The organism is Kluyvera intermedia (genome assembly GCF_021440345.1).
GTDB lineage: Bacteria > Pseudomonadota > Gammaproteobacteria > Enterobacterales > Enterobacteriaceae > Kluyvera > Kluyvera intermedia_A.
The window spans coordinates 1-25010 of record NZ_JAKCNS010000043.1 but is presented as its reverse complement, the minus strand read 5'-3'; the positions used below and the strand labels follow the sequence as shown (position 1 = coordinate 25010).

Below are 25010 nucleotides of genomic sequence, written 5' to 3'. Positions count from 1 at the left end.
CCTTAGTTAGAGACATTTCGCATGCAGTAATTCTATGCCCGATAAGCTCTTTTTCTCGGGTAATGAATAGGTAACTGCGCATCGTGATGTACCATTTTTTCCCCATTCAACCTGTAATGAGCCCGCGTCTTTTAAACCGGACAAATACACTTGCCCATCGTCACCGACAATGCTGCTGTTGTTCTCATTTTCTGAGGTTTTGTTCACGCTGACCGTTGCACCAAAAGGAACCGGCTTGCCATTGCTTTGAACCAGCGTTAACAATGCGCGAGAGCCAATGTTGGCACGGTACCCTGCTTCAACAACGGCGCCACGGGTGGGGTAGACGTATTTTGTCGTCTCTTGCAAATCGACAGAATGATTGGAAATATTTTCCGTATCTAAGGAGACGCTATTTTTATGGTAGGGGTTAGCGTAAGGAACAACGGCAAACCCGCGACCATCGGTCATGACGCCGGTCTGGCTGCTGACAGGCACACCCTCAGCGCCCTGCGCATTAACCAGTACGATGGTGTCGTTAAGCGTTTGCGCCAACGTTATGCCATGGCTATGCGCAACAATACCGCCCTGAATACCGTAGTTGAATTGGTGGCTGTTGGCGTCATAGGAATAACCGCCGTTGAACTCGGAGTAACGGCTTTTATAGTTGCCGTATACGCTGCCGTTAGTTTGGTTATCATCGTTGGAATACCCTTCTTGTATCCCCCAGTTCAACCGGTTGTCTTCGAGCGCGGTGCCCGATATACCGACGTTATGCGTTGTCGCGCCATGACGTGTGTTGTTCAGGCTGTAATTGATATAGCTGCCCGGTAAGAACTTATCGAAGGGAATGCTAACGTTAAGTGAGAACTGGCTTTCGTTGCGGTCGCTGTCATCATCGTCATCTTCATCCTCCTGGTTCATGCTGTAGGTATAGTTCAGTCCGTAGGTTATTCCCCGCCAGCTATTGTTATAGCCGACGCTGACGGAAGACATTGTGCTTTGATCCCAGTAGTGCTCTTTGACGTAGCTTGCCGAAATTGAGCCATACACAATATCTTGCGAAAGGGTAAATTCGGTTCTGTCTTTGCTGTGGCCAATATCATCATCGCGGTCGTAACTTTGCAGAACATTAGGCAGTGTCATGTAGCCCTGCGTCGAATAGCGATATCCGGCGATACTGACGTTTGTCCCCGTTGCCAGAATATCTTTACTGTAACGCAAGCGCAGCGACTGGCCGCTGTCGCGGTGACTCGATTGGATTGGGTTCGTGTCCCCATCGTGCGTATAGGATTTTGACCAGGCTTGCGTTACGTCCAGCGAGAGTGCACCGATGTCACCGAGATTAATACCGAGACCAGAGGTGAGTGCGCTGTAATCGATATCGGCATACTGAACGCCGCCGTAAAGCGTCAGGCCGAAGGGCAGCCCATAAATCAGCGTTGATTGCGCAAAATTCGCCTCTTTACCGCTGCCGATATCCGTTCTGCCGGTCACAATGGTGTAGTCATAGTGGCCCTCACGGTGCAGCACTGGAAGCGATGCGTAAGGCACAATAAGCGTTTGGATACTGCCATCAGATTCTTTGATTTCGACCTGAAGATCGCCGGCGCTGCCGGTGGAGTAAATATCGTTGATTTCAAATGCGCCAGGCGCCACGGCGGTTTGATAAATGCTGTGCCCATTTTGCGTGACGGTCACGACGGCGTTGCTTTTCGCAATGCCATGGATCACTGGCGCATAATTTCTCATGCTGTCCGGCGTCATGTCGTCATCAGAGGACAGCTCCGCGCCGCGAAAGGCAAAACTGTCAAAAAGGTCGTTTTTGGTGTTGCTTTCGCCCATGATAAGCTGGCTTTTCAAGGCCTTGATATCACGAGATACATAGGTATAAACAGAGTCAATGTTGTTATTTCCGTCAGTATCATGATTCCAGGTGGTAAAGTTTCTGAAACGCCACGGGCCGACGTTTATCCCCGGATGAAAACTGCCGTATTGACTGCTACCATCCTGGCCGCTATTGCCCCTTTCACGTGTCGTAATCCCACTTAAGTTATAGCTAAGCAGCAGTGCGGGGATCCCTTCATCCCATTTTTCTGGCGAAACATAATCCTGTGGCCGGAATAACATGGCAGCCTGCGGGATACTAATCGCTAACTGTTGGCGTTCAAATTTGAATTCAGTTGTTGCCGCAGGAATGGCAGATAGATTTGCGCAGTCCTGTTTACCGGTATAGATATCGGGATAGTCATCAACTTTGACTCCCCATTCCAAAAGCTGTTCAGTTGAAAGACAAGGAATGAGGTTGGTTTTATCTTTAGAAGAGGGATCTTCAATAAAATTAACGTCGAGGGTATCCACCTTTTTGTTATTGAGGATAATTTCAACATGATATTTCCCGGGTGCCTGCATTCCTCTTTCAAAAACGGAAAGATCGACAGTGGATGATGAACCTTGCCCGGTTTCAAGCAATGCTGCGTTAAAATGCTCACGAGCGAAGGCATCACCGCACGATGATGAAATAATAAATATGAAAACTGGCGGAGTTGATGCTAATAATCGATTCATGGTCATTCTATACCACTGGCGTTAAATTGATGCGGTGTGTTCGGTTCCTGCCATGCCGAAATCGTTATAGAGTCGCCATGATATTGTCCCACTTTTAATATCTGAATTAATTTTGAAGTTAGCGGTTGACTTTGGCGAGACCCAGGTAACGGTATCAATGGCACGATTGTTAATTTTCACCGAGGCGAAGTTCATATAGTAATTTGTTGGGTTATTGACCGTTAATGTTCCACCGGTAATAGCCCAGCGTATATTCTGCGTAAATTGTTCAGGCGTTGTGCCGGAAAGTGATTTTGGCCGATAAATTAATTTAATACGTGAGTTGACGGCAATTTGTACCGAATTACCGGGTTGATCATCTCCGGTCGCTGGGATACCTTTAATGTTTAACCAATACATACTTTCATGATCTTCAGGCATCGGCAGGCCTGAACGAACAATGCGTAAAACATTTTTATCACCAACATCAAGACGAAACAGTGGCGGGGTGATGATAATAGCCTCTTTGCCCGGCGTGGCTGCGTCGGCAGGCGTTATCCATGATTGCACCAGATTAGTCACCTTATCTTTATTTTCAATGGAAAAAGAGGTTTCACTTTTGCTGCCATCAAAAATAAGACGTGTACCACCGATAGTGACGCTGGCGAAAGCATTACAAGCGTAAATGCTGACCACAGCCGAGATGATGCCGAGTTTAGAAAAATTCATTTAAATACCTATAAAAACAAGTGCTAAATAGGCTATTTAGCACTTGTCGATCAATTATTCGTAGCTAACTGTATATGTCAGGGTACTGGATACATCACCCTGAGTAGGTGTATTTGCCGTTGCCACCAACATAGCGGAATAGGTCAGACTAATATCACCGCCTTCAGCTGGCAGATTGATTTGACCGTTACCATCGTTATTGATGATTGCGGTGCCTTTACCGTCTTTCAACATAACGCCTGTATTGGTTGCAGGTGATTCGCTGGAGGTGGTGTTTTTAAAGTAGCTGGTGTTGCCATCGGTATCACCAGTAAATTTCACAAAAGCCTTAGTCGGTACGCCTACCGCGGCCTTCGGACAACCCGCTAAACTGATATTGAACTCTTTAGGAGCGCCAGTCTGGCCTGAAGTAGCGATATCAGTAGCAAGCGTTGACCCTAAATCCAGACTTGCGTTACCATCATTTACTGAAATAGTACAAGCGGATTCAATTACTTTGCCGGTGAAAGTAATTGTGTTGGTCCCTGCGGCTTGTGCGCCAAATACTCCGCAAAGCATCAGTGCGCAAAGTGTGAGTGGTTTATTGATGGTCATTCATTTAATCCTTAAATAAGTGCAATAATGGATTCTTAGAAATATTTCTACGTGTCTTACGACATCTAATATATTAATTTAAGCTATGTATTGGGCTAACTAAATTCTTGTCTTTGATAGTGCGAAATTGAAGTGACTTTGTCTCTTTATAGACTTTATTGCGGAAGGTAAAGAACGCGGGTTCTCTTCATAAGATGAAAAGTGTTGGTACAACTCATTGAATTAATGGCGTACGGTCTGGCGTTGCCCTCACTGTAATAGTAGGGCATTCAAGGGAAAGGACGAATTTAAAGCTGGTGCTTTTTCAGTAGCGCTCTCAACTGATGGTAGGTGAGGCCTAAAAGTTCGGCCGCCTGTTTTTGGTTAAAGCGGGCCTGTTGCAAACTTTGCTCAAGTAGCTCTTTTTCTTGCACCGATTGAAACTGGCGGAGATCGAGTGGCAGCGTCGGCCCTTTGGCGGTAGGCTGTGGCTGCAGTACCGTCTGGCGGAGGAACGGATCGATAACAATCTCATCGAGCGGAATTTCGCTGCTGCCGTGGCGATACATCGAACGCTCCACCACGTTTTTCAGTTCGCGAATGTTTCCCGGCCAGCGGTAATTGAGCAGCGTATCGCGGGCGCGTTCGGTAAAACCCGGGAACAGCGGTAGCTTAAGCTCCCGGCACATCTGGATAGCAAAATGATCTGCCATCAGCATAATGTCGCTGCGCCGTTCGCGTAGCGAGGGGAGCTGTACGACGTCAAAAGCCAGGCGGTCGAGCAGGTCGGCGCGAAAGTGGCCTTCCTCAACCATCTGCGGCAAGTCGGCGTTGGTGGCGCACACCAGGCGAACGTTCACCTGCAGCGGCTGGCTTCCGCCCACGCGCTCAAGTTCACCATATTCAATCACCCGCAGCAGTTTTTCCTGCACCAGCATCGGAGCCGTCGCCAGTTCATCGAGGAACAGCGTGCCGCCATCGGCACGTTCGAAACGCCCAGGATGGCGCTTCTGTGCACCGGTAAATGCCCCGGCTTCGTGGCCGAACAGTTCAGAGTCCAGTAGATTTTCGTTTAGCGCCGCGCAGTTAAGCGAGATAAATGGCCCTTGCCAGCATGAAGAAAGGTAGTGCAGGCGGTTGGCGATAAGCTCTTTGCCGGTACCCCGTTCGCCGATAATTAACACTGGTTTGTTCAGCGGTGCTAGCCGCGACACCTGCTCCAGCACCTCAAGAAAGCGGTTGGCCTCGCCGAGAAGGTTATCTTTGTAATCTGCCATGATGAAATTCGCCACTTGTTGGTGTAATTCGCCATCTCACTGTAGGCGTTAATGGCACAAATTTCAATCACCTCGTTTATAATCAATAAGATAAAAAGTTGGCACGGAAGTTGTAATAGTCTCTTCGCAGGGCTAAGCCCGAAACATAGAACTATGAGGATTGAATTATGGGTATTTTTTCTCGTTTTGCCGACATCGTGAACGCCAACATCAACTCACTGCTGGAGAAAGCGGAAGACCCGCAAAAGCTGGTGCGTCTGATGATCCAGGAGATGGAAGACACGCTGGTTGAAGTCCGCTCCACATCAGCGCGTGCGTTGGCGGAAAAGAAAGAGCTGAGCCGTCGCGTTGAGAAAGCACTGGCACAGCAGCTTGAGTGGCAAGAAAAGGCCGAACTGGCGCTGCGTAAAGAGAAAGAGGATCTGGCGCGGGCTGCGCTGATTGAGAAGCAGAAACTTACTGACGTTATCGCCACGCTGGAACACGAAGTGACGCTGGTGGACGAAACCCTGGCGCGGATGAAAAAAGAGATCGGTGAGCTGGAGAATAAACTCAGCGAAACCCGTGCCCGTCAGCAGTCATTGGCACTGCGTCATCAGGCGGCGAGTTCGTCCCGCGATGTGCGCCGTCAACTGGATAGCGGTAAACTGGATGAGGCGATGGCGCGTTTTGAATCCTTTGAACGCCGTATTGACCACATGGAAGCGGAAGCGGAAAGCCATCGTTTTGGCAAACAACCATCGTTGGATCAGCAGTTTGCAGAGCTGAAAGCGGATGATGAAATCAGCGATCAGCTGGCTGCGCTGAAAGCCAAAATGAAGCAGGACAACGAATAATAAATCTGGCGGTACGTACAGTACCGCTGCTCATATGCCCGTCATACTTTAAGTTGCAGATGCATTGGCCCCCGTCACTGACCAGGGTGAGTGATGGGGAAGTCGTTCCCTTGCCGGCATCATGCAGTGCGAAATAATGAGGGTTGAAATCATAAGGAGTATTTATGAGCGCGCTTTTCCTCGGCATCCCCTTGACGCTGTTTGTGTTGTTTGTCCTGCCGATTTGGCTGTGGCTGCACTACAGCAACCGTTCCCGTTCCGGCGAACTCTCGCAGGGTGAACAGCAGCGGCTGATGCAGCTTACCGATGACGCTAAGCGGATGCGCGAGCGTATTCAGGCACTGGAAGCCATTCTTGATGCAGAACATCCGAACTGGAGGGATCGCTAATGGCAGCACTGGATTTTAGCAAAAAGCTCTGGCGCATTCCGCAGCAGGGCATGGTGAAAGGGGTCTGCGCCGGTATTGCGCAATTCCTCGACGTGCCGGTGAAACTGGTGCGCATTATTACCGTACTGGCGATGCTATTTGGGCTCTTTTTCTTTGTCGTCGTCGCCTACATTATTTTGACGTTTGCCCTCGACCCGATGCCGGAAGGGGCGAACTATGGTGAGCACCAGCCAACCAGTCGCGACCTGCTGGATGCGGTTGATGCTGAGCTTTCCGCTGGTGAACAGCGTCTGCGCGAGATGGAACGTTACGTCACATCCGACACCTTTAGCTTGCGCAGCCGGTTCCGTCAGCTCTAAGTAAGAGGTTAATGATGAGCAATAAATGGCAGCGGGCAGGGCAGAAAGTTAAACCTGGTTTAAAAATAGTCGGCAAGCTCGCCTTGCTGACCGCACTTCGCTATGGCCCGGCGGGTGTTGCCGGCTGGGCGGTGAAGTCCGTCGCCCGTCGGCCATTGAAAATGCTGCTGGCGGTGGCGCTGGAACCCTTATTGTCGCGCCTCGCCAAACGGTATTTCCCCATGGCAAAATAGCGGTATCGGCGTTGACAGGAGTGTCTATTAAGCAATGAAGCGACTCAAAACTGAATTCAATGCGCTGGTCAACCGAAGCGTTGACCGGCATCTTCGTATTGCCGTGACCGGCCTTAGCCGTAGCGGCAAAACCGCGTTTATCACCGGTATGGTCAATCAGCTGCTGAACATTCACACCGGCGCGCGTCTGCCGCTGCTGAGCGCGGTGCGCGACGAACGCTTGCTGGGCGTGAAGCGCATCCCTCAGCGCGATCTCGGGGTTCCCCGTTTTACCTATGATGAAGGACTGGCACAGCTTTACGGCCAGCCGCCAACCTGGCCTACGCCAACGCGCGGCGTCAGCGAAATTCGCCTGGCGCTGCGCTACAAATCCAACGACTCGTTGCTGCGCCATTTTAAAGAGACCTCCACGCTGTATCTGGAGATTGTCGACTATCCCGGCGAATGGCTGCTCGATTTACCGATGCTGACCCAGGATTATTTAAGCTGGTCGCGACAGATGACCGGGTTGCTAAACGGCCAGCGCGCAGAGTGGTCAGCCAAATGGCGACAGCTCTGTGACGGGCTGGATCCGCTAGCACCAGCGGATGAAAACCGGCTGGCGGAAATCGCTCAGGCCTGGACCGACTATCTTCACCAGTGCAAACAGCAGGGGCTGCATTTCATCCAGCCGGGCCGTTTCGTGTTACCGGGCGAACTAGCCGGTGCACCCGCGTTACAGTTCTTCCCCTGGCCGGATGTTGACGCAGTGGGCGAAGCGAAACTGGCGCAGGCGGGCAAAAGCACTAATGCCGGTATGCTGCGCGAGCGTTTTAACTACTACTGCGAAAAGGTGGTTAAAGGGTTCTATAAAGAACACTTCCTGCGTTTCGATCGCCAGATTGTGCTGGTGGACTGCTTGCAGCCACTCAACAGCGGGCCGCAGGCGTTTAACGATATGCGTCTGGCGCTAACGCAGCTGATGCACAGTTTCCACTACGGCCAGCGGACGTTGTTCCGCCGTCTGTTCTCCCCGGTTATCGACAAACTGCTGTTTGCCGCTACCAAAGCGGATCACGTGACGGTCGATCAGCACGGCAATATGGTGTCGCTGCTGCAACAGCTTATTCAGGATGCCTGGCAAAATGCGGCCTTTGAAGGCATTACGATGGACTGTTTGGGGCTGGCTTCGGTGCAGGCGACCCAAAGCGGGCTTATTGATGTCAACGGCGAGAAAATTCCGGCGCTGCGCGGTCATCGACTGAGCGACGGCGAGCCGCTGACCGTTTATCCAGGCGAAGTGCCGGCCCGTTTGCCGGGTCAGGCATTCTGGGATAAACAGGGCTTTCAGTTTGAGAATTTCCGTCCACAGACGATGGACGTTGACCAGCCTCTGCCGCATATTCGCCTCGATGCCGCGCTGGAGTTTTTGATTGGAGATAAACTGCGATGAGCGATTCATTTAAACCGCGGATTGATTTTTCAGGCCCGTTGACCGAAGAGAAAACCGAGCAATTTAAAGCCTCGCAGGCGTTTGCTGGCGAAACCGCCGAGAAATTTGCGCCGGTTATCCTGGATGATGAAACCGAAAGTGAAGGGCAGGCAGAGGCCAGCATTGAGGCCGCGCTGCGGCCAAAGCGTAGCCTGTGGCGCAAAATGGTCGGCGCAGGGCTTGGCCTGTTTGGGATAAGCGTAGTTGCGCAGGGCGTACAGTGGACGGCTAACGCCTGGCAAACTCAGGACTGGGTATCGCTGGGAGGCTGCGTCGCCGGAGCGTTAATTATTGGCGCGGGCGTCGGTTCCGTTGCCACCGAATGGCGCAGGTTGTGGCGCTTACGCCAGCGCGCACAGGAGCGTGATGAAGCACGTACGCTGATGCACAGCCACGGCGTGGGCAAGGCCCGTGCTTTCTGTGAAGGGCTGGCACGGCAGGCAGGGCTCGATCAATCGCACCCGGCACTGCAGCGCTGGTATGCGGCAATACACGAAACCCAAAGCGACAGAGAAATCGTCAGTCTCTATGCCCATCTGGTGCAGCCGGTGCTGGACGCCCAGGCCCGTCGTGAAATCAGCCGCTCGGCGGCAGAGTCGACGCTGATGATCGCCGTCAGCCCGCTGGCGCTGGTGGATATGGCGTTTATTGCCTGGCGTAATCTGCGGCTGATTAACCGCATTGCTAACCTGTACGGCATTGAGCTGGGGTATTACAGTCGTCTGCGCCTGTTCCGTCTGGTACTGATTAACATTGCCTTCGCCGGGGCCAGCGAGCTGGTGCGTGAAGTCGGCATGGACTGGATGTCGCAGGATCTGGCCGCCCGTCTGTCTACGCGTGCCGCGCAGGGGATTGGCGCCGGTTTACTCACCGCACGTCTGGGCATTAAAGCGATGGAGCTGTGTCGTCCACTGCCGTGGCTGGACAACGACAAACCGCGTTTAGGCGATTTCCGTCGAGAGCTGGTAGGGCAGCTAAAAGCCACCTTGCAGAAGGGAAAAACGGCGACGTCGCAGGAAAAATGAATCTGAATAAATAACGTTATGCCAAATTGGCATAACGTATATCTATACTTATCTTTACTGAAAGTGACCAGCAGCGCTAATTTAGTCGATAACTTCAACGACATAATCATTTTCAGGAAGTCCGATGACCAAAACGCTGCTGTCTTTATTTGTGCTGACCGCGCTGTCAGCCTCCGCTTACGCCGCAACTCCTGCGAATACGCTGGTGGTTGCTCAAGGCCTTGATGATATTGTGAGTCTCGACCCGGCAGAAGCCAACGAGCTCTCCAGCATCCAGACGGTGCCAAGCCTTTACCAGCGTCTGGTGCAGCCTGACCGTAACGATCCGGCTAAAATTACGCCGATCCTGGCAGAAAGCTGGCAGGCCGATGCGGCCGCGAAAACGCTGACCATCAAACTGAAAAATGACGCCAAATTTGCTTCCGGCAACGCGCTGCGCCCGGAAGACGTGATCTTCTCCTACACTCGCGCCGTCACGCTCAACAAATCCCCGGCGTTTATTCTCAACGTCCTCGGCTGGCAGCCTGACAACATTGCCAGCCAGCTGAAAAAAATTGACGATCACACGCTGCAGGTGAGCTGGACTGCCGATGTCAGCCCGGCGGTGGCGCTGAATATTCTCTCCACGCCAATCGCCTCTATCGTTGATGAAAAATTAGTGGCGGCCAACGTGAAGGCCAACGACTTTGGTAACGAGTGGCTGAAAATGCACTCGGCGGGCAGCGGTGCGTTCAAAATGCGCGTCTACCAGCCTCATCAGGCTATCGTCCTTGAGGCCAACGAGACTTCGCCAACCGGTGCGCCGAAGCTGAAAAGCGTGATTATTAAAAACGTGCCGGATCCAGCCTCCCGCCGCCTGCTTATCCAGCAGGGCGATGCTGACGTGGCGCGCGACCTCGGTGCCGACCAAATTGACGCGCTGCAAGGCAAACCGGGGCTGCAGGTGCTGAGCATTCCTTCCGCCGAACAAAACTATGTGGTGTTCAATACCGGCAACAGCGCTAACCCGCTGCTGGCAAATCCGGCATTCTGGGAAGCGGCCCGCTGGCTGGTAGACTATAACGGCATCACCAAAGATCTGCTGAAAGGGCAGTACTTCGTCCACCAGAGCTTCCTGCCGGTTGGTTTCCCCGGCGCACTGGACAACACGCCGTTTAAATTTGACCCGGCGAAGGCCAAAGAGATTCTGGCGAAAGCCGGGATTAAAGATGCGCACTTTACCCTCGACGTGGAAAACAAACCGCCGTTTATCACCATCGCCCAGTCAATGCAGGCGAGCTTTGCTCAGGGCGGCGTCAAGGTTGAGCTGCTGCCGGCGGCAGGTAGCCAGGTGTACGCCCGCGTGCGCGCTAAACAGCACCAGGCGGCGATTCGCCTGTGGATCCCGGACTACTTCGATGCCCACTCCAACGCCAGCGCATTTGCGTTTAACGATGGTAAATCAAGCACCGTGGCGGGTCTCAACGGCTGGAAAATACCTGAACTGAATAAAGCGACGCTGGCGGCGGTAGCTGAACCGGACGCCACCAAGCGCCTTGACCTGTATAAGAAAATGCAGGAAGAGCTGCAGCGCAATTCGCCGTATGTCTTTATTGACCAGGGCAAGACGCAGATCGTTATCCGCGATAACGTGAAGGGCTACCAGCAGGGGCTTAACGCCGATATGGTCTGGTACGACAACGTCACCAAGTAATTGCAATTGCAGCAGCGGCCCGCAGGCGTGAGCTTTCGGGCCGCTGCTGTTCGTTTTATTGTTGATATACGGAATGCCCATGCCCGCCGCTTTACCTAATCCAACCGCGCAGCGAACCCGGCGTTTACTGTCTGCGCTCTTTCAGGGACTTTTCACGCTGGCACTGACCCTGTTGGGACTGCTGCTGGTAACGTTTGCCCTCTCGGCGCTATCGCCCGTCGACCGTGTACTGCAAATTGTCGGCGACCACGCCAGCCAGTCGACCTACGATCAGGTCCGTCACCAGTTAGGGCTTGACCGCTCGCTGCCGGTGCAGTTCTGGCACTATCTGCTGAATCTGGCCCACGGCGATCTGGGGACCGCCAGCGCCACCGGGCAGCCGGTGCTGCATGACCTGCTGGCCGCGTTTCCGGCAACTTTAGAACTGGCAACGCTGGCGCTGGTGGTTGGCGCCGTGCTTGGCGTGATTGCCGGCGTGCTATGCGCTCGCTACGCCGGTTCGCCATGGGATTTTGCCGTGCGTACCTTAACCCTGCTGGGCAACTCAGTGCCGATTTTCTGGCTCGGTCTGCTGATGCTGGCGCTGTTTTACGCCAGGCTCCAGTGGAGCTCCGGCCCGGGTCGACTCGATGATATCTATCAGTTCACTATTGAAGCGAAAACCGGCTTTGTGCTGATTGATACCTGGCTGTCCGGCGATAAAGAGGCGTTTCGCAACGCCGTCAGCCATCTGGTGCTGCCGGTGCTGCTGCTGGCCTACTATTCGATGGCCAGCATTACGCGCCTGACGCGCTCTGCCTGCCTCAGCGAGATGAACAAAGAGTACATTCTGCTGGCCCGCGCCAAAGGGGCGGGAGAGATGAGTATTCTGCTGCGCCACGTGCTACCCAATATTCGCGGCACGCTGTTAACGGTGATTGCGCTGGCCTATACCTCGATGCTGGAAGGCGCAGTGCTGACTGAGACGGTGTTCTCCTGGCCGGGTATCGGTCGTTATCTGACGACGGCGCTGTTCGCCGGGGATATGTCGGCAATTATGGGGGGCACGCTGCTGATTGGTGTTTCCTTTGTACTCATTAATAACCTCACCGACGTGCTGGTGCGGCTGACCGACCCGAGGGTGAGCTGATGCCAACGTCACTGTTTTTACGTCGTCTACTACGTTCGCCTGCCGCATGCTGCGGGTTGGCTATTGTCAGCTTACTGGTGCTGACGGCGCTGTTCGCCCCATGGCTCGCACCGATGGACCCGAACTGGCAGGATGCCGCTATGCGCCTGCAAATGCCCAACGCCCAACACTGGCTGGGTACCGACAGCTTCGGACGCGACCTGCTATCCAGACTGATTTACGGCACCCGTCCAGCGCTAGGGCTGGTGGCGCTGGTGACGGCAATTACGCTGCCGGTCGGCCTGCTGGTGGGGGTTCTCTCCGGTTATTACGGCGGCTGGCTGGAACGTATTCTGATGCGCTTTACCGATGTGGTGATGTCGATGCCACGACTGATTCTGGCGTTTGCTTTTGTCGCGATGCTTGGCCCAGGCCTGGTTAACGGCGCACTGGCGCTGGCGCTGACCACCTGGCCTGCCTACGCACGTCAGGCGCGTAGCGAAATTCAGCGTCTGCGGCACAGCGACTATCTGGCCGCCGCCGAGATGATGGGCATTCGAGGTCTACGCCTGCTGGTGGGCCATATTCTGCCGCTGTGCCTGCCGTCAGCTATCGTACGGCTGGCGCTGGATCTGGCGGGGATTATTCTGGCCGCTGCGGGTCTGGGTTTCCTCGGGCTCGGTGCGCGTCCGCCGATGGCAGAGTGGGGCGCGATGATAGCCGATGGTATGCAGGTGATATTTGACCAGTGGTGGATTGCCGCCGCACCAGGGGGCGCGATTCTGATTGCCAGCCTGGCGTTTAACCTGCTGGGCGATGGTTTACGTGACGTTCTGGAGCCGCAACATGACTGAACAACGCCTGTCCGTACGGGGACTGAATATTGATTATCCCGGCTCCCGGGTGGTCAATAATATGAACTTTACGCTCGGCAACGAGCGGCTGGCGCTGGTTGGCGAATCGGGTTCCGGTAAATCAATGACTGCGCGCGCGCTGATGGGATTGGTACGCAAACCGGGTATCGTCAGCGCTGACCAGCTGAACGTGCTGGGCCGCGATGTGCAGAGCCTGGATGCGCGCGGCTGGCGTGCGCTGCGGGGCAACGATATCGCGATGGTGTTGCAGGATCCGCGCTATGCGCTCAACCCGGTGAAAACGGTACGCGCGCAACTGGAAGAGGCGCTGACATTGCACCAGCGCCTGAACCGCCGCGAGCGGCAGGAAAAAATCGAATCGGCGGTACTGGCGATGGGACTGGACGTGCAGGTGCTGAAGCGCTATCCGGGCGAACTGTCCGGCGGCATGGGTCAGCGGGTGATGATAGCCATTGCGCTGATCAACGATCCGCAAGTGCTGATTGCTGACGAACCTACTTCGGCGCTGGATGCGCGGTTGCGTAATCAGATCCTCGAGCTGCTGGTGACGCAATGTGAACAGCGGAACATGGCAATGCTGCTGATTAGCCACGATCTACCGCTGGTGGCGCAGCACTGCCATCGGGTTCTGGTGATGTACCAGGGCAACAGTGTCGATGAGATGGCCGCCGGTGATTTACCGCAGGCCACGCATCCCTATACGCGCACTTTGTGGACCTGCCGTCCAAATACGCAAACCTACGGGCAAAGATTACCCACGCTTGACCGTAATAAGAGCTTCGAGGAGTCGACAGATGGCAATCGTTAGTCTCGAGGCGCTACAGGTCACTTTTGGTGATAAAACGGCGGTTTCTGCCGCCAGTTTCCACGTAGAGACCGGCGAAACCTTCAGCCTGATTGGCGAGTCGGGCTGCGGGAAATCGACGATTCTGCGGGTGATCGCCGGGCTACAGCGCGACTGGCGTGGACAGGTGACGCTATTCGGACAGGGGATCACGGCGGGAACACGTTTTCAGGGCCAACTACGCCGTAATGTGCAGATGGTCTTTCAGGATCCCTACGCCTCGTTGCACCCGAACCATACCTTGTGGCGCACGCTGGCCGAGCCGCTACAGATTCATGGCGAGGGCGATATCGAAATGCGGGTGAGTACCGCGCTGGATCAGGTAGGGTTGCCCGCAGATGCCGTGCGTCGCTACCCGCATCAGCTCTCCGGAGGCCAGCGTCAGCGCGTGGCCATTGCCCGCGCGCTGCTGCTAAGACCGAAAATCCTGCTGTTGGATGAACCAACCTCGGCGCTGGATATGTCGGTCCAGGCGGAAATCCTCAATCTGCTCAACCGCCTGAAGCAGGATCACGGCATGACCTATCTTCTCGTCAGCCACGATGCGGATGTGATTGCCCATATGTCTGACCGGGCAGCGTTTATGGCCGACGGCGTGATCCAGCGCTTTTTCGATCGCGATGCGATAGGGCGCGGCGAACACCGGATGGGATGAGCTGTGGCTCCCCTCACCCTAACCCTCCCCCCGGAGGGGCGAGGGGACCGTTTAGTGCGTTTTTGGGCTTCAGTAGCTATTTCTACCATGCAATGCTGAGGAGAAAATCATCTCAAGTACGGGCACAATCTGCCCCCTCTCCCTTTTTAAGGGAGAGGGTTGGGGTGAGGGTTGCTGCTCTATGCGCTTTTCCGCTGCTTGAACGCATAACTTTACGGCACAAAGTCGATTTTTCCGCCATACTGTCAATAATTGTTGACAGTCATCTTCCCGCCAGCGAAGAACTGTCTTATTATTCATATGTCTTTGGCTTTTAAGGGTGAAAACTCCCATGCGTCTTGAAGTCTTTTGTGAAGACCGTCTCGGTCTGACTCGTGAACTGCTCGATCTTCTGGTCCTGCGCGGCATTGACCTGCGCGGAATCGATATCGACCCTGTTGGCCGAATCTATCTTAATTTCGCGGAGCTGGAATTCACCAGCTTCAGCAGCCTGATGGCGGAGATCCGCCGTATTGCCGGTGTGACGGACGTCCGTACCGTACCGTGGATGCCTTCAGAGCGCGAGCATCTGGCGCTAAGCGCATTGCTGGAAGCGATGCCGGAGCCGGTGCTATCGCTGGATACCCGCAGCAAAATTGAACGCGCTAACCCGGCGAGCTGCCAACTGTTCGGCATGAACCAGGAACGTATGCGCAGCCACAATGTGACGCAGCTGATTAGCGGTTTTAACTTCCAGCGCTGGCTGGAAAGCGACTCCGTGGAGTCACTCGCCGAGCATGTGGTCATCCAGGGACAAAACTTCCTGTTGGAGGCGACGCCGGTCTACCTGAACGGTGAAGACGATACGCGTATTCTTGGCGGCGCGGTGGTGATGCTGCGCTCGACGCTGAAAATGGGGCGTCAACTGCAAACCATGACCACGCAGGATGTTAGCGCTTTCAGCCAGATTGTCGGCGTCAGCCCACGTATGCGTCAGGTGGTGGATCAGGCGCGCAAGCTGGCGCTGCTGACCGCACCGCTGCTGATTATCGGGGAAACCGGCACCGGTAAAGATTTACTGGCGCATGCTTGCCATTTAGCCAGCCCACGAGCGGCAAAACCCTATCTGGCGCTGAACTGCGGCTCGATACCGGAAGATGCGGTGGAGAGTGAGCTATTTGGCGATGCGGCTGAAGGTAAAAAAGGCTTCTTCGAGCAGGCTAACGGCGGCTCGGTACTGCTGGATGAAATCGGTGAAATGTCGCCGCGTATGCAAACTAAACTGCTGCGCTTCCTTAATGACGGCACTTTCCGTCGCGTTGGTGAAGATCATGAAGTCCATGTCGATGTCCGCGTGATTTGCGCCACCCAGAAAAACCTGGTTGAACTGGTGCAAAAAGGGCTGTTCCGCGAAGATCTCTACTATCGTCTCAACGTCCTGACTCTCAATTTACCGCCGCTGCGCGATCGTCCACAGGACATCATGCCGCTGACCGAGCTGTTTGTGGCGCGATTTGCCGATGAGCAGGGGATCTCCCGGCCTAAACTTGCCGCCGATCTCAATACGGTATTAACTCGCTACGGCTGGCCGGGCAACGTACGCCAGTTAAAAAATGCGGTGTATCGTGCGCTGACCCAGCTTGAGGGCTATGAACTGCGTCCGCAGGACGTGCTGCTGCCGGATAATGACGTCACCAGCGTGGCGGTAGGTGAAGAGGCGATGGAAGGATCGCTGGATGACATTACGCGTCGCTTCGAACGCTCGGTGCTGGCTCAGCTTTATCACAGCTACCCAAGTACGCGTAAGCTGGCAAAACGCCTGGGCGTTTCACATACCGCGATTGCAAATAAGCTGCGTGAATATGGCCTGAGCAGTAAGAAGGGCGAAGAGTAATAAAAAAAAACAGCCTCTTAAGAAGAGGCTGTTTTGCTTTGACGCTCTGGTTGTTACGCTTTCAGCGCAGCCAGGGCAGCATCGTAGTCCGGCTCGTTGGTGATTTCGTTCACCAGCTCGCTGTAAACGACATTGTCGTTTTCATCGATGACGACAACGGCACGTGCCGCCAGGCCTTTCAGGGCGCCATCAGCGATGCCCACACCGTAGGTCTGCAGAAATTCTGGCGCACGCAGGGTGGACAGAGTAACCACATTGCTCAGACCTTCTGCACCGCAGAAGCGAGATTGGGCAAATGGCAGGTCAGCGGAAACGCACAGAACGACGGTATCCGCCAGTTCGCCAGCCAGTTGGTTGAATTTACGCACAGATGCCGCGCAAACGCCGGTATCGATGCTTGGGAAAATGTTCAGAACTTTACGTTTACCAGCGAACTGGCCGAGGGTGACGTCAGACAGATCTTTTGCCACCAGCGTAAACGGTTGAGCTTTATCGCCAGCCTGCGGGATAGAACCTTGAACAGCAACGGGATTGCCCTGGAAATGTACGGTTTGCGACATGATTATCTTCCTGTTTACATATAGTTAACGTCTGCCCTAGTGTATGTCATCAGGTGTTAACACGGCAAACCCTATTTGCGTCTCACTAAAAGGAGTGGAAATGAGAAAGCTGCGCGTTTATGAAGAAGCCTGGCCGCTGCACTCGCCGTTTGTTATTGCCCGCGGTAGCCGCAGCGAAGCAAAGGTGGTGGTGGTTGAGCTTGAACAGGATGGCGTGAAAGGTATCGGCGAATGCACGCCGTATCCGCGCTATGGTGAAAGTCTGGCCTCGGTAATGGCGCAGATTATGGCGATTGGCGAACAGCTTGAACGAGGCATCACGCGCGAACAGTTAGCGACCTTGCTCCCTGCAGGTGCCGCGCGCAACGCGGTGGACTGCGCGCTGTGGAGTCTGGAGGCGCACCTGGTTAAAAGTGACGTTGTCACTCAACTTGGTGTTGTGCTACCGACGACGGTGGTGACTGCCCAGACGGTGGTTATCGGTACGCCTGACCAGATGGCTGCCAGTGCCAGAGCGCTATGGGAAAGCGGGGCGACGCTGTTAAAGGTCAAGCTGGACAACCATTTTATCTGCGAGCGCATGGTGGCGATTCGGGAAGCGGCGCCTGAGGCCACGCTTATCGTCGATGCCAATGAGTCCTGGCGTGGTGATGGGCTGGCGGCGCGCTGCCAGTTACTGGCCGATCTCAAGGTGGCGATGCTGGAACAACCGCTGCCGGTCGGTGAAGATGAGGCGCTGGATAATTTTATTCATCCGCTGCCTATCTGCGCCGATGAAAGCTGCCATACCCGCGAAGACTTGCCCGTCTTGCGCGGCCGCTACGAGATGGTGAATATCAAGCTCGATAAAACCGGTGGCCTGACCGAGGCGCTGGCACTCGCCGCCGAAGCTAAAGCGCAAGGGTTTGCGCTGATGCTGGGCTGCATGCTCTGCACGTCTCGGGCGATTGACGCCGCATTGCCGCTAGCAACCCAGGTCAGATTCGCCGATCTTGATGGCCCAACCTGGCTCGCCGTCGATGCGCAGCCCGCGCTGCGCTTTACCTGCGGTGAGCTTCATTTGTGATTAGCAGGTTGCCAGTGCAATAGCTGCGTCATCGCATCGAGATAGTTCTCGCTGGCCTCATCAGAGGAGACCGGCGGGAATTCGGCGGTGATACAGTGCAGGCCAATATCCTCACACCAGCTGCCAAACGAACCGGGTGTTTCATAGCCCACGCTGCTGGCCAGAGGCAGCGTAAAGGCGTTAGACAACCACTGCCCGAGCTCGCTGTTACGGGAATCTTCGATACAGGCCAGTGGGTCATGGAATGACACCACCCACGCCGGGTTAATTTGATGGATGAGCTGACACAGCCCGCGGCTTTCCGGTTCGGATCCCGGGCGGCTGCCGGTCAGCAGTACGACGTCGCGCTGCTCTGCGGCGCTGTTCCAGCGATACACGGTCTCGCCCGCTTTCCAGTTAGCCGCCGGAAAGTTGCGATTTAAATCGACACCGTTGGCGTTCGCCCGCAGCCCAAGCTGACAGCCGTCCGGGTTGACCGCCAGAATCACGTGATGGCGACGCAGCTCCGGGGCCAATGCCCGCAGTGCGCAGGAGAGTGTCACCACGGAGGAGTTTTCATCCCCGTGGGTACCGGCAATGATCAACCCACTTTGCGGGCCGGCAACCGTCGCGGGAAACCAGATAAGCGGCGCGCCCAGCAGAGAGCGGCCATAGTGTTGTGTTCCCTGAGGGAACGCGCCGCGCTGAGCGCGAGGGCGAAGTGCTGACATAGCAAGAATCCTGATGCGAAGTGCGTTATTGAGCAGTGTTGTGCAAAAGTCGCCGCGAATCAAATAGTTTCCTGTGCGGTAATAGGCGGCATAAATCAACTTTCTATGATATGACATTTGCATTTATAGAAAGTGAAACAAATAATATTTCCATTATGTTACTTGGGTTTATCTAATTTAAGGGGATGTCATGAAGTATCCTTTCACCTTGACCTGCTTTGCTGTGTTGCTTTCAGGTCTGAGTTCTGCCGCGTTTGCGGCCGACGTTCCCGCTGGAACGGTGCTGGCAAAACAGCAAGATCTGGTTCGCCACATCAAAGATGAACCCGCTTCGTTGGATCCCGCTAAAGCAGTAGGGTTGCCTGAAATTCAGGTGATCCGCGATCTGTTCGAAGGCCTGGTTAACCAGGATGCCAACGGTAATATTATTCCTGGTGTTGCCGCCCGCTGGCAGACCAATGACCAAAAAATCTGGACCTTTACCCTGCGTAACGATGCGAAATGGTCAGACGGTACCCCGGTAACGGCGCAGGATTTCGTCTATAGCTGGCAGCGTCTGGTGGATCCGAAAACCACCTCGCCATTTGCCTGGTTTGCCGCACTGGCTGGTATCACTAACGCGCAGGACATCATCGATGGCAAAGCTAAGCCAGAGACTCTGGGCGTAACGGCCGTTGATGCGCGTACTCTGCGCGTTCAGCTCGATAAACCGCTGCCGTGGTTTGTGAATCTGACCGCCAATTTCTCACTGTACCCGGTGAATAAAGCCAACGTTGAAAGCGATATAAACTGGACGCGCCCGGGTAAGCTGGTGGGCAATGGCGCTTACGTTCTGGCGGATCGAGTGGTTAACGAAAAACTGGTTGCGACCCCGAACAAACAGTACTGGGATAATGCGAAAACGGTGATTCAGAAAGTCACTTTTGTACCGATTAATCAGGAATCGTCGGCCACTAAACGCTATCTGGCTGGCGATATCGACATCACCGAATCATTCCCGAAAAATCAGTACCAGAAGCTGCTCAAAGAGCTGCCGGGCCAGGTCTATACCCCGGCGCAGTTGGGCACCTATTACTACGCCTTTAATACCCAGAAGGGGCCTACCGCCGATGCGCGTGTGCGCCTGGCGCTGAGCATGACCATCGACCGGCGGATTATTGCGGAGAAGGTACTGGGTACCGGTGAAAAACCCGCCTGGCGTTTAACACCTGACGTGACGGCGGGCTTCACTCCGCAGCCATCGGCGCTGGAACAGAGCAGCCAGGCGGAACTCAATGCGCAGGCTAAAATGCTGCTGCAGGCGGCAGGCTACGGTCCGAACCGTCCTTTGAAGCTGACGCTTTTGTATAACACCTCAGAAAACCACCAGAAAATTGCCATTGCGGTGGCGTCGATGTGGAAGAAAAATCTCGGCGTTGACGTGAAGCTGCAAAATCAGGAATGGAAAACCTATATTGACAGCCGTAACACCGGCAATTTTGATGTGATTCGTGCGTCATGGGTTGGGGATTACAACGAACCGTCGACTTTCCTGTCGCTGCTGACTTCAACCAATACCGGCAATATTGCACGCTTTAACGAACCGGCCTATGACAAGGTGATTCGTCAGGCGGCGCTGGAAAACACCGCCGCAGCGCGTAACGCTGACTATAACGAAGCGGAAAAAATTCTGGCTGCCAAAGCGCCGATTGCGCCGATTTACCAGTACACCAATGGTCGCTTAATCAAACCATGGCTGAAAGGGTATCCGATAACCAACCCGGAAGACGTGGCGTACACGCACACGATGTATATCGTTAAGCACTAGTTGTATCTATTCTCTATCTGACCTCATCCAAAACCAGCAATGGCGCTACTTACAGCGCCATTGTCTCTTTCTCACCTTAGCTCAGCACATCATTTTTTGACGGTATAAATGACGTATTCAACGATATAGCCTTGCGGTTAATCCCGCGTTTTTGCGTTCCCAGGTAGGGGTATTTAAGAACATGATTGTTTATACCGCTTTTGTTAATAGAATTAATTAACTGGAGCGAGATCGTGAGCAATAAAAACTGGAATGGAAATATTTCTTCACTACCAAGCGAGTTCGTGGAGAAGTTGTTGGAGATGTTGAGCAGGCCGGATGTTATCGCTGTGAGATTAGGTATTACCGGGAAAGGTATTCAACCAAACTATCAGCTCATCCACGTGGACCGCTCAGTAACCACAATGAATGGCGCTAACCACCAAAAGTTTGATGGTGTTGATGTGTTTGAAGAATCGAATATTACTGAGCCGCTAACACGCTGTGATATCACGAAGATGCTCCTTAGCGGAAATTAATGAGTTTTAAAATGATAACGATGGAGTCCCGATTACTCGGGGCTTTGTCATTTAGAGATACTGCCGTTAGGCGGTTTTTTAGTTCCTGGGTCGCGAGCGTTTTTTCGACTACCAGAACGGCAGCGATATGGCATAGGTCATCGCTGATGCGATTATGCAACCGCAGTCTCGACTGGCACGTTTTGACTCAAGATAACTCGCTGTTATATTTCAGTTTAAAGATAACTAATGAGTAATCATTAACCAACTGATAACAAAAAATTGAATATTATTTATCAATAAGATGGCTAAGATTTCCCTGTGATTTCAACTACAGGAAAAGAAAAATGACCCAAAAAATCGTCAGCCTGACTCTGTTATCTGCCTCTCTCTTTGCACCGCTGGCGTTCAGTGCGCCAACAGGAACATTGAGTGTTCATATACTGAACCAACAAACGGGCATTCCATCAAAAGATGTGGATGTCACCCTGGAAAAACAGCAGGCAACCGGTTGGGACACGCTGGCCCAGGGGAAAACAGATAGCGATGGCCGGATCAAATCTCTGTACCCTGAACACCAGGATATGTTACCTGGCGTGTACAGAGTGACGTTTAAAACGGGGAATTACTTCAAGACTGAAAAGCTGTCGTCCTTCTTTCCCGAGGTCCCGGTACTCTTTACCGTGACAAAAACCAATGAAAAGCTCCATATTCCGCTTTTGCTTAGCCAGTATGGGTATTCGACTTACAAAGGGAGTTAATTCACGTTAAGCGGCGAAAGCTTTTTATCTATTAGGCCGCCGAATCGCTAGCCCTTATCAGATTAAACCGTGTATTGAGCAAGTCTCATAGACGGTTTAATCCATTTTCCTGCACAGAAATTTATCTTTAATGACGCCATCATAAAAACGGCCTTTGGACTTTACGGTTAAAAATGTTTCGTAAGTCCTGGCCGGGACCCCGACGTATTGGTAAATCCCTAAACCAAAGAATTCAATTTCGAGAGTTTTTTGTTTTACGTCATAACCAATTGATTTAATGCGTGATGATGAAACGTCTTGACGCTGCATGATGATCCCATTACTCCCTTCATCTTTGAGCCGCTGTCGGGCTAACTCGGCTGAAGGCTTATCTTAACGCTTACTGACGGATCATCTATAGTTTTCCTGTCGCCTTATACGGAGAACAGGTATGCGAAATCCCACCTTACTACAATGTTTCCATTGGTATTATCCCGCAGGCGGCGAATTGTGGCCTGAAGTGGCGGCGCTTGCCCCGAACCTGAATGAAATTGGCATCAATATGATCTGGCTGCCGCCTGCCACTAAAGGTGCATCCGGCGGCTATTCCGTCGGCTATGACAGCTACGATCTGTTTGACCTGGGGGAGTTTGACCAAAAAGGTTCGGTCGCCACCAAGTATGGTGATAAAGCTCAACTGCTGGAGGCGATTACCGCGCTGCAACAGCACGACATTGCGGTGCTGATGGACGTGGTCGTCAACCACAAAATGGGGGCGGATGAAAAAGAGCGGATCCGCGTACAGCGGGTCAACGCGGAGGATCGCACTCAGATTGGCGAGGAAATCATCGACTGTGAAGCGTGGACTCGCTACTACTTTCCGGTCCGCGAGGGGAAATATTCGCAGTTTGTCTGGGATTACAAGTGTTTTAGCGGTATCGACCATATTGAAAACCCGAATGAAGACGGTATTTTCAAAATCGTTAACGACTATACCGGCGAAGGCTGGAACGATCAGGTCGACGATGAAATGGGCAACTTTGATTACCTGATGGGTGAAAATATTGATTTTCGCAACCACGCGGTGACCGAAGAACTCAAATACTGGGCGCGCTGGATGCTGGAGCAAACCCGCTGCGACGGCTTTCGTCTGGATGCGGTGAAACATATTCCCGCGTGGTTCTATAAAGAGTGGATAGAACACGTGCAGGAGGTGGCGACCAGGCCGCTGTTTATCGTCGCCGAGTATTGGTCCCATGAAGTGGATAAATTGCAGCAATATATCGCGCAGGTTGAAGGCCAAACGATGCTGTTCGATGCGCCTTTGCAACTGAAGTTTCACGAAGCGTCACGGATGGGGCGCGATTACGATATGAGCCAGATTTTCACCGGCACGCTGGTTGAAGCTGACCCGTTCCATGCGGTGACGCTGGTGGCTAACCACGATACGCAGCCGCTCCAGGCGCTGGAAGCGCCGGTAGAAGCCTGGTTTAAACCGCTGGCCTACGCGCTGATCCTGCTGCGCGAAAACGGGGTACCGTCAGTATTTTATCCCGATCTGTTTGGCGCGCATTACGAAGATACCGGCGGCGATGGTGAAACCTACACCATTGATATGCCGGTCATTGAGCAACTGCATGAGCTGATTGACGCGCGCCAACGGTTTGCCCACGGTGTGCAGACGCTATGGTTTGATCACCCAAACTGTATCGCCTTTAGCCGTAGCGGAACGGATGAAATGCCTGGCTGCGTTGTGCTGCTTTCAAACGGTGATGAGGGTAAAAAAACGCTGACACTCGGGGAGAATTACGGCAATAAGCGCTGGCGAGATTTTCTCAACAACCGGGAGGAGATCGTCGAGACCAGCGAAGAGGGCGGCGCGGTCTTTACCTGCAACGGCGGCAGCGTCAGCGTGTGGGTGATGGAAGATGTGCTCTGATTTGGCCCGGTTATCATGCGTAGTCCTGGGGCATTGAGCGTCGTGGCAAAATGATCGATGGCGCTGCTGGCTTTTTCTTCGGGGCCAGCGGCGCAATCTAACGTTCTCTCCGTTACGCCCCAAACGCACCATCTATGGTGTGCATCGCGCCGGTAACAAAAGAGGCTTCCGGCCCGGCAAGCCACGCTACCATTCCCGCCACTTCTTCCGGTCTGCCGTGGCGTTTTATCGCCATAAAGCTGTGCATCAGTTCTTTTAGCGGGCCTGACTCCGGATTAGCGTCGGTATCAATCGGCCCGGGCTGTACGATATTAACCGTAATCCCCAGCGGCCCAAAATCACGCGCCAGACCGCGTCCAAGCCCCTGTAGCGCTGATTTACTGACGGCATAGGCGGCGAGTCCTGGAAGGGGCATGCGGTCGCCGTTGACGGAGCCAATCACAATAATGCGCCCACCGGCAGGCATCTGCCGCGCTGCCTCGACTGCCGCATGATAAGGCGCATGAATATTAATCTGGAACAGGCGGTCGACGTCGTCGCTGTCCAACTCGCGCGCATCGCCGAAGAGAATGATCCCGGCGTTGATCACCAGAATATCCAGCGGCCCGCTGTCGCTCACCAGCTTGATTATCGCGTCACGATCGGCACTATCGGCCAATACCGCAGTGCTGCCGCTCTCCTTTGCCAGTTCCTCCGCCGCTTCACGCGATCCGGCGTAGCTGAAAACCACCGATGCACCGTCGGAGGCAAAGCGTCGAACGATTGCCGCCCCAATACCACGGCTACCACCTAAAACCAGTACGGATTTATGCTTAAATACGGTCATAAGAGAACTCCTGATGAGATTGTCATGGGGTTGTTGGTACATCGGCATCAACCAGGTATAAAGGATCATCGCGAGGACCTGCAAGGTCGCCAGTAGCCAAATTGGTGTACCTGGCTTAAGGGGTAGCCAAATTTCATTGGCCGATTGGGTTTCTGGATGGAGTTATTATGTAGAGAGTGCAATTTTCTCAGCAATAAAATAAGTTTCCATCTTGTCAATTTTTGATGTGCAATGTATGGTATTTCTTAATTGTAAACAATGGGATAGACAACGATCATGGTTTGAAGAGAACCGTTAATAAGGCAACAGACCCCTTAACGGTCATGCTTACTGAAAAGAACGAACAATCTGAGAATGAATTACCTGTGTTTGCAGATTTTGGTAATGACTCCAACTTAT

At 53.6% G+C, this 25010-nt stretch carries 25 protein-coding genes; 17 read left to right on the top strand and 8 right to left on the bottom strand.

All coding sequences use genetic code 11. The features are described 5' to 3' along the window. Positions 1-6: 6 nt before the first annotated feature. The 4 genes from LZ634_RS13520 to pspF form a co-directional block, all read right to left on the bottom strand. Positions 7-2547, bottom strand: a complete 2541-nt coding sequence (locus LZ634_RS13520) for a fimbria/pilus outer membrane usher protein (protein ID WP_234505973.1) — start codon at positions 2545-2547, stop codon at positions 7-9. 21 nt (positions 2548-2568) lie between these two features. Then, positions 2569-3255 (bottom strand): fimbria/pilus periplasmic chaperone, encoded by a 687-nt coding sequence (locus LZ634_RS13515; protein ID WP_234505971.1) that lies wholly within the window; start codon positions 3253-3255, stop codon positions 2569-2571. Positions 3256-3309: 54 nt separating this feature from the next. Then, positions 3310-3849 carry a fimbrial protein gene (locus LZ634_RS13510; RefSeq protein WP_234505967.1) on the bottom strand — a complete coding sequence of 180 codons (540 nt, stop codon included), beginning with the start codon at positions 3847-3849 and terminating at the stop codon, positions 3310-3312. Between the two features lie 287 nt (positions 3850-4136). Next, complete coding sequence (gene pspF / locus LZ634_RS13505; RefSeq protein WP_234505965.1) at positions 4137-5105, bottom strand: phage shock protein operon transcriptional activator; 969 nt, start codon at positions 5103-5105, stop codon at positions 4137-4139. Positions 5106-5272: 167 nt separating this feature from the next. On the opposite strand from pspF, the gene pspA reads away from it, so the two are divergent. The 12 genes from pspA to tyrR all read left to right on the top strand — a co-directional run bounded on the left by pspA (position 5273) and on the right by tyrR (position 16466). Then, positions 5273-5941 (top strand): phage shock protein PspA, encoded by a 669-nt coding sequence (pspA, locus tag LZ634_RS13500; protein WP_234505962.1) that lies wholly within the window; start codon positions 5273-5275, stop codon positions 5939-5941. Positions 5942-6105: 164 nt separating this feature from the next. Then, complete coding sequence (gene pspB / locus LZ634_RS13495; RefSeq protein ID WP_061279508.1) at positions 6106-6330, top strand: envelope stress response membrane protein PspB; 225 nt, start codon at positions 6106-6108, stop codon at positions 6328-6330. Continuing rightward, a complete protein-coding gene (gene pspC / locus LZ634_RS13490) occupies positions 6330-6689 on the top strand; it encodes an envelope stress response membrane protein PspC (RefSeq protein WP_112204796.1) in 360 nt (119 codons plus the stop codon). The genes pspB and pspC overlap by 1 nt, the downstream gene beginning before the upstream one ends. Positions 6690-6703: 14 nt before the next feature. Then, on the top strand, positions 6704-6922 hold the full coding sequence (gene pspD, locus LZ634_RS13485) for a phage shock protein PspD (protein ID WP_234505958.1): 219 nt from the start codon (positions 6704-6706) through the stop codon (positions 6920-6922). A gap of 34 nt (positions 6923-6956) precedes the next feature. Next, positions 6957-8354, top strand: a complete 1398-nt coding sequence (locus tag LZ634_RS13480) for a YcjX family protein (protein ID WP_234505954.1) — start codon at positions 6957-6959, stop codon at positions 8352-8354. After that, positions 8351-9418 carry a YcjF family protein gene (locus tag LZ634_RS13475; protein ID WP_234505951.1) on the top strand — a complete coding sequence of 356 codons (1068 nt, stop codon included), beginning with the start codon at positions 8351-8353 and terminating at the stop codon, positions 9416-9418. Before LZ634_RS13480 ends, LZ634_RS13475 begins: the two co-directional genes overlap by 4 nt. Positions 9419-9542: 124 nt before the next feature. Then, on the top strand, positions 9543-11111 hold the full coding sequence (locus LZ634_RS13470) for an ABC transporter substrate-binding protein (RefSeq protein WP_234505947.1): 1569 nt from the start codon (positions 9543-9545) through the stop codon (positions 11109-11111). Positions 11112-11190: 79 nt separating this feature from the next. Further along, positions 11191-12240: an ABC transporter permease gene (locus LZ634_RS13465; protein WP_234505944.1), complete on the top strand. Its 1050-nt coding sequence runs from the start codon at positions 11191-11193 to the stop codon at positions 12238-12240. Next, a complete protein-coding gene (locus LZ634_RS13460) occupies positions 12240-13073 on the top strand; it encodes an ABC transporter permease (protein WP_234505942.1) in 834 nt (277 codons plus the stop codon). Before LZ634_RS13465 ends, LZ634_RS13460 begins: the two co-directional genes overlap by 1 nt. Then, positions 13066-13902 carry an ABC transporter ATP-binding protein gene (locus LZ634_RS13455; protein WP_234505941.1) on the top strand — a complete coding sequence of 279 codons (837 nt, stop codon included), beginning with the start codon at positions 13066-13068 and terminating at the stop codon, positions 13900-13902. Before LZ634_RS13460 ends, LZ634_RS13455 begins: the two co-directional genes overlap by 8 nt. Then, positions 13889-14593, top strand: a complete 705-nt coding sequence (locus LZ634_RS13450) for an ABC transporter ATP-binding protein (RefSeq protein ID WP_234505938.1) — start codon at positions 13889-13891, stop codon at positions 14591-14593. The genes LZ634_RS13455 and LZ634_RS13450 overlap by 14 nt, the downstream gene beginning before the upstream one ends. A gap of 331 nt (positions 14594-14924) precedes the next feature. Next, positions 14925-16466 (top strand): transcriptional regulator TyrR, encoded by a 1542-nt coding sequence (gene tyrR, locus LZ634_RS13445; protein WP_414467740.1) that lies wholly within the window; start codon positions 14925-14927, stop codon positions 16464-16466. 53 nt (positions 16467-16519) lie between these two features. Here tyrR and tpx read toward each other — a convergent pair whose 3' ends face one another. Next, a complete protein-coding gene (gene tpx / locus LZ634_RS13440; RefSeq protein ID WP_234505934.1) occupies positions 16520-17026 on the bottom strand; it encodes a thiol peroxidase in 507 nt (168 codons plus the stop codon). A gap of 100 nt (positions 17027-17126) precedes the next feature. Between tpx and ycjG the strand changes: the two genes are divergently transcribed. Then, a complete protein-coding gene (ycjG, locus tag LZ634_RS13435; RefSeq protein ID WP_234505931.1) occupies positions 17127-18092 on the top strand; it encodes an L-Ala-D/L-Glu epimerase in 966 nt (321 codons plus the stop codon). On the opposite strand, the gene mpaA is transcribed toward ycjG, so the two are convergent. Beyond that, complete coding sequence (gene mpaA, locus LZ634_RS13430) at positions 18083-18802, bottom strand: murein tripeptide amidase MpaA (RefSeq protein WP_234505927.1); 720 nt, start codon at positions 18800-18802, stop codon at positions 18083-18085. The genes ycjG and mpaA overlap by 10 nt on opposite strands. Before the next feature lie 190 nt (positions 18803-18992). Here mpaA and LZ634_RS13425 point away from each other — a divergent pair, with 190 nt between their 5' ends. The 3 genes from LZ634_RS13425 to uraH all read left to right on the top strand — a co-directional run bounded on the left by LZ634_RS13425 (position 18993) and on the right by uraH (position 21867). After that, the gene (locus LZ634_RS13425; RefSeq protein ID WP_234505924.1) at positions 18993-20609 is read left to right on the top strand and encodes a peptide ABC transporter substrate-binding protein; all 1617 of its coding nucleotides are present in this window, start codon (positions 18993-18995) and stop codon (positions 20607-20609) included. A gap of 233 nt (positions 20610-20842) precedes the next feature. Continuing rightward, positions 20843-21127, top strand: coding sequence for a hypothetical protein (locus LZ634_RS13420; protein WP_234505921.1), 285 nt, complete (start codon positions 20843-20845; stop codon positions 21125-21127). A 347-nt stretch (positions 21128-21474) separates the two neighbouring features. Beyond that, positions 21475-21867, top strand: a complete 393-nt coding sequence (gene uraH, locus LZ634_RS13415; RefSeq protein WP_234506180.1) for a hydroxyisourate hydrolase — start codon at positions 21475-21477, stop codon at positions 21865-21867. A 96-nt stretch (positions 21868-21963) separates the two neighbouring features. On the opposite strand, the gene LZ634_RS13410 is transcribed toward uraH, so the two are convergent. Then, the gene (locus LZ634_RS13410) at positions 21964-22176 is read right to left on the bottom strand and encodes a KTSC domain-containing protein (RefSeq protein WP_234505918.1); all 213 of its coding nucleotides are present in this window, start codon (positions 22174-22176) and stop codon (positions 21964-21966) included. Between the two features lie 121 nt (positions 22177-22297). Here LZ634_RS13410 and amyA point away from each other — a divergent pair, with 121 nt between their 5' ends. Beyond that, positions 22298-23785 carry an alpha-amylase gene (amyA, locus tag LZ634_RS13405; RefSeq protein WP_234505915.1) on the top strand — a complete coding sequence of 496 codons (1488 nt, stop codon included), beginning with the start codon at positions 22298-22300 and terminating at the stop codon, positions 23783-23785. 112 nt (positions 23786-23897) lie between these two features. Here amyA and bdcA read toward each other — a convergent pair whose 3' ends face one another. Beyond that, positions 23898-24611, bottom strand: coding sequence for an SDR family oxidoreductase (gene bdcA, locus LZ634_RS13400; RefSeq protein ID WP_234505912.1), 714 nt, complete (start codon positions 24609-24611; stop codon positions 23898-23900). Between the last annotated feature and the right edge of the window lie 399 nt (positions 24612-25010).

Coding starts and splice junctions, on each gene's coding strand:
- LZ634_RS13520 (WP_234505973.1), bottom strand. CDS start 2,547: ATGAATCGATTATTAGCATCAACTCCGCCAGTTTTCATATTTATTATT.
- LZ634_RS13515 (WP_234505971.1), bottom strand. CDS start 3,255: ATGAATTTTTCTAAACTCGGCATCATCTCGGCTGTGGTCAGCATTTAC.
- LZ634_RS13510 (WP_234505967.1), bottom strand. CDS start 3,849: ATGACCATCAATAAACCACTCACACTTTGCGCACTGATGCTTTGCGGA.
- pspF (WP_234505965.1), bottom strand. CDS start 5,105: ATGGCAGATTACAAAGATAACCTTCTCGGCGAGGCCAACCGCTTTCTT.
- pspA (WP_234505962.1), top strand. CDS start 5,273: ATGGGTATTTTTTCTCGTTTTGCCGACATCGTGAACGCCAACATCAAC.
- pspB (WP_061279508.1), top strand. CDS start 6,106: ATGAGCGCGCTTTTCCTCGGCATCCCCTTGACGCTGTTTGTGTTGTTT.
- pspC (WP_112204796.1), top strand. CDS start 6,330: ATGGCAGCACTGGATTTTAGCAAAAAGCTCTGGCGCATTCCGCAGCAG.
- pspD (WP_234505958.1), top strand. CDS start 6,704: ATGAGCAATAAATGGCAGCGGGCAGGGCAGAAAGTTAAACCTGGTTTA.
- LZ634_RS13480 (WP_234505954.1), top strand. CDS start 6,957: ATGAAGCGACTCAAAACTGAATTCAATGCGCTGGTCAACCGAAGCGTT.
- LZ634_RS13475 (WP_234505951.1), top strand. CDS start 8,351: ATGAGCGATTCATTTAAACCGCGGATTGATTTTTCAGGCCCGTTGACC.
- LZ634_RS13470 (WP_234505947.1), top strand. CDS start 9,543: ATGACCAAAACGCTGCTGTCTTTATTTGTGCTGACCGCGCTGTCAGCC.
- LZ634_RS13465 (WP_234505944.1), top strand. CDS start 11,191: ATGCCCGCCGCTTTACCTAATCCAACCGCGCAGCGAACCCGGCGTTTA.
- LZ634_RS13460 (WP_234505942.1), top strand. CDS start 12,240: ATGCCAACGTCACTGTTTTTACGTCGTCTACTACGTTCGCCTGCCGCA.
- LZ634_RS13455 (WP_234505941.1), top strand. CDS start 13,066: ATGACTGAACAACGCCTGTCCGTACGGGGACTGAATATTGATTATCCC.
- LZ634_RS13450 (WP_234505938.1), top strand. CDS start 13,889: ATGGCAATCGTTAGTCTCGAGGCGCTACAGGTCACTTTTGGTGATAAA.
- tyrR (WP_414467740.1), top strand. CDS start 14,925: ATGCGTCTTGAAGTCTTTTGTGAAGACCGTCTCGGTCTGACTCGTGAA.
- tpx (WP_234505934.1), bottom strand. CDS start 17,026: ATGTCGCAAACCGTACATTTCCAGGGCAATCCCGTTGCTGTTCAAGGT.
- ycjG (WP_234505931.1), top strand. CDS start 17,127: ATGAGAAAGCTGCGCGTTTATGAAGAAGCCTGGCCGCTGCACTCGCCG.
- mpaA (WP_234505927.1), bottom strand. CDS start 18,802: ATGTCAGCACTTCGCCCTCGCGCTCAGCGCGGCGCGTTCCCTCAGGGA.
- LZ634_RS13425 (WP_234505924.1), top strand. CDS start 18,993: ATGAAGTATCCTTTCACCTTGACCTGCTTTGCTGTGTTGCTTTCAGGT.
- LZ634_RS13410 (WP_234505918.1), bottom strand. CDS start 22,176: ATGCAGCGTCAAGACGTTTCATCATCACGCATTAAATCAATTGGTTAT.
- amyA (WP_234505915.1), top strand. CDS start 22,298: ATGCGAAATCCCACCTTACTACAATGTTTCCATTGGTATTATCCCGCA.
- bdcA (WP_234505912.1), bottom strand. CDS start 24,611: ATGACCGTATTTAAGCATAAATCCGTACTGGTTTTAGGTGGTAGCCGT.